This is a genomic window from Micromonospora sp. NPDC005163, from assembly GCF_053599835.1.
Genome location: NZ_JBSFYP010000099.1, coordinates 6,112 through 17,851, shown reverse-complemented (window position 1 = coordinate 17,851; position 11,740 = coordinate 6,112). Strand labels below are relative to the sequence as shown.

At 68.4% G+C, this 11,740-nt stretch carries 9 protein-coding genes; 7 read left to right on the top strand and 2 right to left on the bottom strand.

Going from position 1 to position 11,740, the window contains the following annotated elements:
• The first annotated feature begins 1,296 nt into the window (after nucleotides 1-1,296).
• Complete coding sequence (locus tag ACWD6N_RS35095) at nucleotides 1,297-2,877, top strand: protein kinase domain-containing protein (protein ID WP_450006325.1); 1,581 nt, start codon at nucleotides 1,297-1,299, stop codon at nucleotides 2,875-2,877.
• A gap of 571 nt (nucleotides 2,878-3,448) precedes the next feature.
• Here the strand turns inward: ACWD6N_RS35095 and ACWD6N_RS35090 are convergent.
• Nucleotides 3,449-5,308, bottom strand: a complete 1,860-nt coding sequence (locus ACWD6N_RS35090) for a potassium transporter Kup (RefSeq protein WP_450006327.1) — start codon at nucleotides 5,306-5,308, stop codon at nucleotides 3,449-3,451.
• A 716-nt stretch (nucleotides 5,309-6,024) separates the two neighbouring features.
• Here ACWD6N_RS35090 and ACWD6N_RS35085 point away from each other — a divergent pair.
• Genes ACWD6N_RS35085 through ACWD6N_RS35065 form a run of 5 tightly spaced genes read left to right on the top strand, consistent with a single transcriptional unit; the run spans nucleotide 6,025 to nucleotide 9,924 of the window.
• The gene (locus ACWD6N_RS35085; RefSeq protein ID WP_450006323.1) at nucleotides 6,025-7,248 is read left to right on the top strand and encodes a sensor histidine kinase; all 1,224 of its coding nucleotides are present in this window, start codon (nucleotides 6,025-6,027) and stop codon (nucleotides 7,246-7,248) included.
• Nucleotides 7,245-7,709 carry a roadblock/LC7 domain-containing protein gene (locus ACWD6N_RS35080; RefSeq protein WP_450006321.1) on the top strand — a complete coding sequence of 155 codons (465 nt, stop codon included), beginning with the start codon at nucleotides 7,245-7,247 and terminating at the stop codon, nucleotides 7,707-7,709. The genes ACWD6N_RS35085 and ACWD6N_RS35080 overlap by 4 nt, the downstream gene beginning before the upstream one ends.
• 24 nt (nucleotides 7,710-7,733) lie before the next feature.
• Complete coding sequence (locus ACWD6N_RS35075; protein ID WP_354968662.1) at nucleotides 7,734-8,078, top strand: DUF742 domain-containing protein; 345 nt, start codon at nucleotides 7,734-7,736, stop codon at nucleotides 8,076-8,078.
• The gene (locus ACWD6N_RS35070) at nucleotides 8,056-8,661 is read left to right on the top strand and encodes a GTP-binding protein (protein ID WP_354968661.1); all 606 of its coding nucleotides are present in this window, start codon (nucleotides 8,056-8,058) and stop codon (nucleotides 8,659-8,661) included. The genes ACWD6N_RS35075 and ACWD6N_RS35070 overlap by 23 nt, the downstream gene beginning before the upstream one ends.
• A gap of 21 nt (nucleotides 8,662-8,682) precedes the next feature.
• Nucleotides 8,683-9,924, top strand: a complete 1,242-nt coding sequence (locus tag ACWD6N_RS35065) for a styrene monooxygenase/indole monooxygenase family protein (RefSeq protein ID WP_450006319.1) — start codon at nucleotides 8,683-8,685, stop codon at nucleotides 9,922-9,924.
• Between the two features lie 288 nt (nucleotides 9,925-10,212).
• Here the strand turns inward: ACWD6N_RS35065 and ACWD6N_RS35060 are convergent, their stop codons facing one another.
• A complete protein-coding gene (locus ACWD6N_RS35060) occupies nucleotides 10,213-10,356 on the bottom strand; it encodes a hypothetical protein (protein ID WP_449939580.1) in 144 nt (47 codons plus the stop codon).
• 126 nt (nucleotides 10,357-10,482) lie between these two features.
• Here ACWD6N_RS35060 and ACWD6N_RS35055 point away from each other — a divergent pair.
• A partial coding sequence (locus ACWD6N_RS35055) for an IniB N-terminal domain-containing protein (protein ID WP_450006317.1) occupies nucleotides 10,483-11,740 on the top strand: 1,258 nt, incomplete at its 3' end.

Here is an 11,740-nt window from a genome sequence, read left to right as displayed (position 1 = left end):
GATTCGGCCATGAAGCCAGGCTATGGGCCGGGTGTCGGCCGGGCGGACAAACCGACAGGCACCGCGGTGTCGTGGACCACCAGCCGCCGGCTGAGTCTCGGCGACGACCTCACCCTCCGAGGAAGAGTTGTGTCGTCTCCGTGTCGTTGTACGTGGGCGAAGGGGCGTTAGTGCTGGTCAGGGCCTCGGCGTTGGCGCTCTGTAAATCCGTCGCGAAGGCTACAGAGGTTCGGATTTTCTACCCGTCCTGGAGCTCAAGCGGACAACCGCGGAGGCCACCACGAAGCTGATCCCCCACGACCGCACAGGGCGGCATAGCAGCAGCCGAGCTACCGGTCGAGGCGTCCGAGCGCAGGGACGCCCGCAGGGAGCAGTCATGGCTCAATCGATGCCCCAAACCCCACCGCCGGAGCGGCCGTCGGCCGACGACACCGACGCCGCCTCCACCTTTGCACTGGAGCCTGCCGACTCAATCGATTCGCATCGAAACCCACCTGTCCGACCAGTGGTGGCCCTATGCCATGTAAGGCGGGACGACCTTGCTGATCGGGTGCCTTGCCATGGTGGTCGTCGTGCTGGCCAGATGAAGTCATCGGACTGGGGGATCCTCACGACGGCGCGCAGAGACGGCCGTGACATCGGCAGCGATCATGGGTGGCGAAGCAGCCCTCGATGGGGTGACCGCGGCCGCTTCTGGGTACAGGGCGTCATGGACGTGGCCGCGGAGAACTGGCAGGTGCTTGCAGACCGACATCGGCAAAGCGATGGCGACCCTCGCCGGTGCCGGGACTGCCAGGCCTACTGGCCGTGCCTCTACCGGCTGCGCGCCGACCGCGAGCTTTCCAACACCCCCGCTGATGAGGGAGTTGCGGGCGGAAGGTTATGGGCCGAGGCACGACAAACCGGAACATCAACGCTAGGAAAACCGTGACAACGAGCGCGCCAGATACATCGACCCAGGTGCCACAGCCGGCGCCCGAGGAACAACGTGCCGAGTGCCGGCACTGTGGTGAGCCCCTGTGGCAGGACTGGTTATGGGGCTGGATGCACGAAGAACGTCGCTATCTGTGCCAGGATCCGGCCACGGGTGAGCTGCTGTGCCAACCCGCAACACCCGCCTGACTCGTCCCCTTCTAGATCGCGGATTGTCATCACGACATTGTTGACGTCGCGCAGTCGGCGGGGAGACGAGGCAGAGGACGTGCTCGGCGTGGTACTCGCCTTCTGCCTTTCAGCAGTCACGGTCAACCGGTTCTTCAGCCCGATCGCCGTGCGCGTGGGGGCAGGTGCGAACGGGTGGCTCCTTTCAGCGCCGTCGCCGTACCCCAGCGCTGTCTCCTCGGCGCGCTCAGCCCGGTGGCGGCAGGGCGGTTGATGGCTGGTGCCGCCGGGCGGGCAGACTGGACGGCCATGTCGCCGTTCACGCCCACCCTCCGGTTGCACGATCGGTACGTCCTGCGCGAGCGCATCGGCCTCGGCGGGATGTCCGAGGTGTGGCGCGCCGACGACGAGGTGCTCGGCCGCCCCGTCGCCGTGAAGGCGCTCGCCGGTGAGTTCGCCGTCGATCCGCAGCTGCGGGCCACCATCCAGCGCGAGGCCCGCGCCGCCGCTCGGCTGACCCACCCCCACATCACCCAGGTGTACGACTACGGCGAGGCGACCCTGGCCGGCGACACGGTCGTGCCGTACCTGGTGATGGAGCTGGTCGACGGGCGCAACCTCGCCGACCGGCTCACCGGCGGCCCGCTCGCCTGGCCCGAGGCGGTCCGGATCGCCGGCCAGGTCGCCGCGGCGCTCGCCGCCGCACACCGGATCGGAGTGGTGCACCGCGACATCAAGCCGGGCAACGTCATGCTCACCGACACCGGCGCCAAGGTGCTCGACTTCGGCATCGCCGCGCTCGCCGGACCGCACCACCCGCTCGCCGCACATACAGGCGAACTGCTGATGGGCACCCCGGCCTACTTCGCCCCGGAGCGGCTGGCCGCCGGCCCGCCCAACCCGGCCAGCGACGTCTACGCCCTCGGTGCGCTGCTCTACCGATCCCTGGCCGGCCGCGCGCCGCTGCCAGTGCAGACCTGGGAGGACGCGCTCGAGGTGCACGCCGAGCGCGCCCCGGTACCGCCGCTGCGCATCCCCGGCATGCCCACCGACATCGCCAGTCTCACCCTCGCCTGCCTAGCGGCCGATCCAGCCCGGCGACCGACAGCCGCGCTGCTCGCTACCCGATTCGGCGCTGGGCAGCCGGCCGACCCGCCCACCGCGATCCTGCCTACCCTGCCGACCGGTCGCGCGCCGGTCGCGCCGGCGCACCCGCCCACCCTCATCGACCGCGCACCAGGCGCGCCACTCGTGCGCCGCCTCGCATCGGGGGTCAGCCCGTCGCGCCGGTCGAACCGGATACTTGGGGTGCTCGTGGCCAGTGGCCTCGTCCTCGTGGTCGGGCTCGTGGGCCTGATCGCCCTTAACGACGGACCGGATGGTCCGCCCGTTGCGCAACCGTCGCACGTCACGCCGGTCGAGCAGTCAGATTCGGAGGTGCCAAGCCCGTCGATCGACCCCGCTGTGGGCGCGCCTTCGACCGGCCGGCTCACGCCGGTCACGCTGCGGCAGCTGTCCGCCGAACTGACGGCGGTGATCGACGACGCGGAGAGCAGGAACGAGACCGACCCGAAGACGGCCGAGGAGCTGCGGGACAAGCTTGCCGACGTAGACCGGGGCAAGCCAAAGGACAGTGCCAAGCGAATTCGAGGACTGACTGAGTGGATCGCCAAGGCAGCCGACGGGGACAGGATCAGCGCCGACACCGCCGCCCGCCTGCAGGAGCTGCTGGCCGGGTATTACTCCCGGGCGGGCGAGAGGGAAGACGACGACTAACAGCTCTGATGCACCGAGTTGCGCGGTCGGTTGTTGGTGCCAGGCGAGGCACTACGCAACAAGCGTTCCGTTGAAGTGCCGCCCCGCTGTCCGGTCGGAGACTGCGGCCTGCCAGGCAATGTCCGCCACGCTGGCGGCGCGTCCGCGGCGCGCGCGGCGAGCACACGTGCGGCAGTGGATGGCCGGGCGTCGATCGCCGCCGGTCGGGCCTTCACTGGTGCAACCGGCCTGCGGGCCGCTGGAGGCTTCGTGGACGGCGGTGCGGTATCAGGGCCGGTGCTCTCCGGTGCGCGGACGTGCGCTTCCTCTCCCATCTTTGTTAACGCTGACCCTGGTGGCCGTGCCGGCTGACCGGCGGTCAGCATCTCCAGCACCAACAACAACGCCAAGGCCGGGCAGGCGGATGACTCGGGCCACCAGATTGTCCGGCGCCGCTAGGACGTTCGCGACGATTGAGGCCACCACCCCGGTCAGGAAGGACTCCGCGCGGACACCCGTCCCAGCCGGCCGGCGGTCCAGTCGTCGGCCAGCACTGCGGACGACAATGTCGAGGTGGTCCACGAGCGCGGGTCTAGACGGGGACTTCGGCGCTGAGGACGATGGTGAGTTCCTCCGGTAGGTGCAGGAACTCGGCGTGGCTGGCGGCGTTGTGGGCAAGGGCGATGAACAGCCGTTTACGCCAGGTGGCCATACCCGGGCCACGGGTGCAGCGCAGCGTGATCCGCGAGACGAAGTAGGAGACCTGCTCGCAGTCGATTCCTTCGGCGAGGGGGTGCGTGGCGCTGCGGCGCATGACCTCGGGGAAATCGGTGGGGTCCTGAAAGCCGAAGACGGCGCTGATGTGGATGATGCCGTCGTCTGGGTCGCCGAGATCGTCGATGGTGAGGCGCTGATCCCACGGGATGTGGGGGACGTTCGCGGTGCTACCGGTGACGATGACGATCTTCTCGTGGCGTACGTGGTTGTGCGCGACGTTCGCCCGCAGCGCCAGGGGAGTGGTCTCCTTGTTCGGGTGAGGGAAAACGGCGGTGCCCTGCACCCGCGGGATGTTCGCTGCGTGCAGGGTGTCGATGAAGTCGCGCAGGGGGCCTTCGCGCTCGATGCGCCGGGCGGTGACCAGTTGCGCTCCGCGCCGCCAGGTCAGCAGGAGAGTGAACAGGACGATCGCGATGAGCAGCGTCAGCCACCCGCCGTGGGTGACCTTGGCTAGGTTCGCGGTGAAGAAGGTCAGCTCGAGGCTGCCGAAGACGGCCCCGAACAGCACCAGTCGCCAGAAGGGCCAATGCCACTGGACCCGCGCGACGACGAGGAACAGGGTCGTGGTGATCAGGAACGTGCCGGTGACTGCTACCCCATACGCGGCGGCGAGGTTCGTGGATGAGCCGAACGCGAACACCACCAGCAGGACTGCCGCGAACAGGCCCCAATTCACCCCGGGCGCGTAGATCTGTCCGTACTGGTGGGACGAGGTCTGCCGGATGCGCAGGCGCGGCAGGAAGCCCAGCCGCATGGCCTCCCGGGACACTGAGAACGCCCCGGAGATCACCGACTGGGACGCGATGACGGTGGCCACGGTGGCCAGGACGACCATCGGCAGTTGCGCCCAGTCTGGTAGCAGCAGGAAGAACGGGTTCTCCCGACCGGCGGGTGCGCGCAGGATCAACGCGCCTTGGCCGAGGTAATTGAGCGTCAAGGCGGGAAACACGATTGCGAACCAGGCCAGGCGGATCGGGGCGCGGCCGAAGTGTCCCATGTCGGCGTAGAGCGCTTCGGCGCCGGTGATCGCCAGTACCACGGCGCCCATGGCGATGAACGCGATGACGGGGTGGTCCACGAAGAACAGGACCGCATAGCTGGGGGACAGCGCGGCCAGCACGCTCGGATGACGGATCACCTCAGCCGCGCCGGCGACGCCCAGACTGGCGAACCAGAGCAGCATGATCGGCCCGAACACCGCCCCGACCCGTCCGGTGCCCCAACGCTGAATGGCGAACAGCAGGGTGAGGATCACCGCGGACACCGGGAGCACCACCACCGCCCACGCCGGGGAGATGACCTCGAGCCCTTCCACCGCTGACAACACCGAGATCGCCGGGGTGATCACGCTGTCGCCGTAGAACAGGGCAGCACCCAAGGCACCCAGCGCCAGCACAGTGCCGGCGCGCCTTTCGCTGCCCTTGACCAGCACTCTTCCGGCAAGCGCGGCCAAGGCCATCACCCCGCCCTCGCCCTCGTTGTCGGCCTGCAGGATGAAGATGACGTACTTGACCGACACGATAAGGATGATCGACCAGAAGACCAGCGAGATCACGCCGAACACGTCCGGCGCGGTCGGTACCAGGCCACGGTCGAGGGTGAACACCGTCTTCAACGCATAAAGCGGGCTAGTCCCGATATCGCCGTACACCACGCCCAAGGCGCCTAACGTCAGCCCAAGCCCCGCCGTCCGACGACCCGCAGACGCCGTCCGAGACGCCGGCTCACCACTCTTCGCCGGCCCCTGGTCCAGGCTGGGTTGTTCGTCGTCCGCTAGCTCCGCCACCCCACAGGCATACCAACCAACACGCAACCGCCTGGGTCGTATGTCGGAATCGGTGGCGACGGGGTACCGACCTGCCGCACCAGCAGGAATGGCACCACCGCCGAGATCTCCGCTACGGCGCCAGCGGCCTGGACAGCAAGAGGTTTCCCCACCTGAACGGGCGACACCAGCCGGACCGAGCGGCGGCTGGGGTGCGGATGGTTGGACGTCGAGCGTGTCTGGCGGACCGTAACGACATCCGGACCATCGACGCCTGTTCCTCTGGAGGTCGGGGTGCGCGACATCCCATGCCGCGCCGGGACTCACGACGCCAGGGTAACGCCCCGCGTGACCGACAGCACCGTTAGGTACACCGGGAGTAGCCATTTCAGCCGACGCCGCGCGCCTTTCACCGCAGTGCTGCACTCCGGACGATGGCGTTGGTGCGACAGGACGCCGAGACGGTCCTGCCGCGGCCGACCGGACGGACAGGCGAAGGTGAATAGGAAGATTTCTCCCAGTCGGGGTCTGAAGCGTTGCGATCGGTGGAAGACGGTGGTTGACTGCTGCACCATGCCAGAACACGAGATAACCGATTGGTCGGGTAGATCGTGAAACATCAAGCCGTGGCAACTCACTCGATGGATGGGCATCCGGTGACGTGGCGGCAACGGTTGGCCAGATGGCTGGACCCCACCGTGGCGCAATGGGCGGTCGCTCAAGAGCAGGGGTCGACCCCACCGGATCCGCCGCCACCACCGGAGCGTGTCGAGACCCTGTGGCCCGCGATCTGCGAGCAGTTCGCGCTGCGCATTCTGGCGTCGGCCTACCAGATGGGCAGCCACCTCGAGGTTGTCGAGGCCGATGAGCAGGATCCCGAGCGGCTCGAGCGGCTCTACCGCATCGACCACGCGAACACCCGCATCCGCCGCCACGCGGAGAACCTGCAGGTTCTGTTGGGACGGCGTGTCGAGGACGCCGACCGGCAGACGGTCGCCTTAGTCGATGTCATTCGGGCCGCGACATCGGCTACCGAGTACTACGCGCGAATTCGTGTCGGACATGTGGTGGGCCTCGGGGTCGTAGAGTTCGCGGCCGACGACGTGATTCGGGTGCTGACTGAGCTGCTGGACAACGCAACCCGCTTCTCCCCGCCGACCTCGTCGGTGATCGTGTCGTCGTTCATCACCGAGGACGGCAGCGTGCTGCTTCGTGTCGAGGACGCCGGCGTCGGTGTCAGGCCCGACCAACTCGCTGCGCTCAACGCCATGCTGGCCGGGAACACATCGGCGCCGGTCGCGGATAACCCGGCAGCGCATCTGGGTCTTGTCGTCGTTTCGTACATGGCCCGCGCCCACCACCTGCGGGTCGCGCTGACAAACCGACCCTCGGGCGGCACGACCGCGACCGTGCTGGTTCCCGCGCCGCTGCTATGTGAGATGGCGTCCACACCCCCTCCACCCTCGCATCCCCAACGTGCGGCACCGGTGGCCCACCGCCCGTCGGTTCAAACCGGAGCCCGTGAAGGAGGGGGGCAGGTGGAGGCGTCGCACCCGGGCGCGCAAGCTTCCACCTCTCGCCTGACGCTCGTACATGGCCGGCCGGGCGGCAACGGCCACCGCGTCGCAGCGCCATCGGTCGCCAGTGATGGTGGTCTTCCCCGTCGCGTACCGGAGAGTGTGCGCGCTGACGGCCGCCCCGATGGCGGGATTGAGAACGCCGTTGCCGCATCGGGGCACCGCGCCTCGCCAGATCGGGACACTTGGCCGGACGAGACGGTTGCTTTCGCCGCCGGCGTCACCGATGCACAGGTACCACCAACCGTGAAACCCGAAGGACACCTGCCATGACTCACCCGAACGGCGGCAGCGGCGGACCGCAGGCGGCCGCCTCCGGGCACCAGGATTTCGCGTGGCTGGTGCGCCAGTTCGCCGACGACGTGCCCGGTGTCACCCATGCTTTGATCGTGTCCCTCGACGGTCTGCAGCTCGCCGCTTCCCGCGGGGTTTCCCGGGACTTGGGCGATCAGTTGGCTGCCTTGACCGCGGGGCTGCTCAGCATGGCCGACCGCAGCGCAGATCTGCTCGACCTAGGCGCGTCGGAATATCTGACTGTTCGCCTGCCGCGCGGACACCTCATGTTCATGCGGGTCGGCGATTCCGCGGGGCTGACCGTGGCCGCTGCCGCTGATTGTGACCTGCGGGTCGTCTCCTACCACATGACGCAGTTCGTCGGCGCCGTCGGGCACGTCCTGACCCCGCAGGTCCGCCACGATCTGCACCGCCTCACCGTCAGCCAGCCGCCCGGCTGAGTGGCCAGAGCCGAGGGAGCGAAAGTGCCCACCACCTACTGGAAGGTGCGGCCCTACGTGTTGACCGGGGGACGCGCACGCACCCGGCAGCATCTGCTGGTGCACACCCTGGTGTCGGTGCCGTTCTATGACGCGGTCTTCGCCTCAGGGCTGCTGCCCGAGGCGCGGTCACTGTACGAGCAGGCCCGGCAAACCAGATCGGTTGCCGAACTGTCGGCGGTATGCGGCATGTCGCTGGGCGTGACCCGGGTCGTGGTCGACGACCTCGCCGCCACCGACCGGCTGCAGATCCACGACGGCCACTACACCACCCAGATCGATCTTCACCTCCTGGAGAGACTGCGCGATGGCCTCCGCCAGCTTGCCTGACAGCCCCCTGCTGACCTCGGCGAAGATCGTCATCGCCGGCGGCTTCGGCGTCGGTAAGACCACCTGCGTCCAGTCCATCTCCGAGATTCCCCCGATCAACACCGAGGCGTGGATGACGGCGGCGAGCGAGACGGTGGACCGGCTGGACCCGGGAATCGACAAGACGACCACGACCGTGGCCATGGACTTCGGCCGGCTGACGATCGGCGCCGACCTCGTGCTGTACCTGTTCGGCACACCCGGGCAGCCACGGTTCTGGCCGATGTGGGACGACCTGTGCCGGGGCGCGGTCGGCGCGCTGGTGCTGGCCGACACCCGGAACCTGGAGGCATCGTTCCCGGCGGTCAACTATTTCGAGCAAGACAGCGACGTGCCGTTCGTGGTCTGCGTCAACCTCTTCGACGGCGTGCTGACGCACCAGCTAGAGGACATCCGCGCCGCCCTCACGCTGTCTGCCGAGGTTCCGCTGATCACCTGCGACGCCCGCGACCCGTCGTCGGTCGCCAGGGCCCTGCTGGCAGTCGTCGAACACACGATGGCACGCACCACCGGCGCGGTCCCGGACGCACTCGCGGCCCGGTAGCTCAACCACCTGGAGGCACCAATGCGGAAGATTCTGATCGTGGGGGCCGGACAGTCCGGGCTGCAACTCGGGCTGAGTCTGCTCGCCGAAGGGTACGACGTGACCATCATGTCGGCCCGTACCCCCGATGAGATTCGCCGCGGCTGGGTGATGAGCACCCAGGCGATGTTCGCCGCGGCGCTGGACACCGAGCGTGAGTACGGGCTGGATCTCTGGCAGGAGCAGACACCGCACATCGAGGGGCTGCAGCTGTCCCTGTCCGCCCCACCCGGCGAGCGAGCGCTGCGCTTTTCTGGCCCTCTGGATCGCTACGCGCAAAGCACCGACCAGCGCCTGAAGATGGCCAGCTGGCTGGAGCTGTTTGAGCAGCGCGGCGGCACGGTGCACTACCAGGGTGTGACGACCGCGGACCTGGACGGCCTCACCAAGCTGCGCCGCTACGACCTGACCATCGTCGCCGCCGGCAAGGGCGACCTGGTTGGCGTCTTCGACCGCGACCCGCAGCGGTCGGTGTACACCGCACCCCAGCGAGGACTCGCCGTCGCCTACGTGCACGGCATGACACCGGACCCGCTGTGGCCGGTGCCGCATGTCAGCTTCAACGCCGTCCCCGGACTCGGGGAACTTTTCGTCATCCCCGCACTGACCCTGTCCGGGCCATGCGAGATCCTATTCTGGGAAGCCGCGCCCGACGGCCCGCTTGACCTGTGGAAAGACCGGCGGGACCCGGCCGAGCATCTCAAGCTGACCCTCGAGCTCGTGCGCCAGTACACCCCATGGATCTATGACCGGTGCGCCGACGTGGAGCTCACCGACGGGCGGGCCACCCTGTCCGGTCGATACACGCCAACCGTGCGCCACCCCGTGGCAGAGCTGCCCTCGGGCGGCCTCGTCCTGGGCATGGCCGACGTCGTGGTCGCCAACGACCCCATCACCGGCCAGGGCAGCAACACCGCCGCCAAGTGCGCCTACTCATACCTCGGATCCATCCTGGAGCGGGGGGACCAGCCGTTCGACGGACCCTGGATGACTCAGACGTTCGAGCGGTTCTGGGAAAGCGCCGGGCAGGCCGTAACCACCTGGACCAACGCCATGCTCCAGCCGCTACCCCCGCACGTACAGCAGATCCTCGCGGCCGCCTCCACCAACCCGACCATCGCCCGCCGGTTCGCCAACGGCTTCTCCGACCCCAACGACTTCCAGAACTGGTTCATGACACCTGACGCCGCGGACACCTACCTGGCCACACTCGCCGCCAACTGATCCACCGACCACAGCGTCCGCCGGTACATCACTCCCAAGCGACTTACGGCGGGCTGTCTCGCTGATCGTCCCACCGAAGATTCGTCGATGCCTGGCCCCGGTATGACCTCCCCCCTGTCGCTTGCCCGGAGGAGTGGTTGCCGCCGGCCGGTGATCTCGCGGAGCACCTCGTCGGGCACGGGCTGGTTCGGCTGTGATGTCTCTGCCGACCCCGACGTCTGTCAACAACCTGCCGGCGCGGCTTCGGTGGGCTCTTGAGAATGTGTCGGTAGAAGCGTTGGCGAGGCGTCATGTCGGGGGCACGGCGGCCGTCTTGCCGTTATTGAGCTTGCGCTGGTACTCGAGCGGACAGCGCCGCCTTGGCTTCCCGCGTTGCGGACGCCAGTTACCGCCCAGCGCCGCGGCGGCCACGGCCTTGATCTCGGCCTGCACGTGCGGGAGCGGGAGCCACATCGCGGTGGGAAAGTGAGGCCAATGTGCCGTTCAGACCCGGTACACCGCAGTCCCCCGTGGGTGGTCGTGCCGGGTAGGCGCCGGGCGCTGAGGCGCGGCCGGGTCGTGTGGTGGCCATGGATCCCGCGAGGGACGCTGCATGGCCGCATCGAGGTCCAACTGTCTGAACGGCAGTCATGTCTTGGTGCAGTCGGCAACCGCCGCTTCGATGACGCCGTCAAGTTCGCTGACCGGCTGCTGCGCCTCACCAACCTGGGGCTATCGATGGGGGCTTTCGCGCAGGAACCCGGTAATCCCCTAACGCCAAACGCCGCCGATGCCCTAACCCGGCGGGATAACGCTGGGGTGCACCCCCGATGCCCGATACCGCTGTTCAACCTACGGTCGATCGTGGGTCGGGTGAGCTTGCCTGGACCACGTCCTAAAACACCAATCGATGGGACCGGCAACATGAGTGAAAGCGCCAGCACAAATTCAACCGCCGACGTGAACTCCACCTCTGCCGCCGATTGGACCGGCAACACGGAGGTAACTGCCGATGCGAACTCGACGACCAGTCTGGAGTCCACCGCCAACGCGGGGTCGACCGCCGAGATGGGCGTAACCGCTGGGATGGCGTCGCCGCAGAGCCTGCAGGACTTCGTATTCGGCCTGCTCAGCAACGTCGACGCCCGGGCGGCGTACGAGGCGGACCCGCAAGGTGCGCTGGACGGCGCGGGCCTCAACGACGTGAACCCGGCCGACGTGCAGGACATCGTTCCGCTGGTCGCTGACTACGTTCCTGTCCAGGGCGTCACGTCCCTTCTTGCCGGAGACAGCCTCGGAGTTAGCGCGGGTGCCACCGTCGACGGACTGGCGCTCGGCGGCGTGGCCGGCACCCTCGACAGCACCTTGGGCGGCCTCGGCCTCACCGGTGTGACCGGCGACGTGGGCGCCACCCTCGACAGCGTGAGCCTCAGCAGCGTGACCGGCGCCCTGGACAACACCCTCGGTGGACTCGGTGTCAGCGCAGTCACCGGCGGCCTGGGCGGCACGGCGCACGGCGTCACCGCCCTGGCAGCCGGCGTGATCGGTGACGTCGGTGGCACCCTGGACGGCACGGTCGGCGGGCTCGGTGCCAGCGGCGTGATCGTCGACGTCGGCGGGACATTGGACGGCACGGTCGGCGGGCTCGGTGTCGGTGGTGTGACGGGCGATCTGGGCGGCACGGTGCATGGCGTGACCGGCCTGGCTGGCGGCGTCACCGGTGACCTCGGCGGGACTCTCGACGGCACGGTCGGCGGGCTCGGTGTCGGTGGTGTGACGGGCGATCTGGGCGGCACGGTGCATGGCGTGACCGGCCTGGCTGGCGGCGTCACCGGTG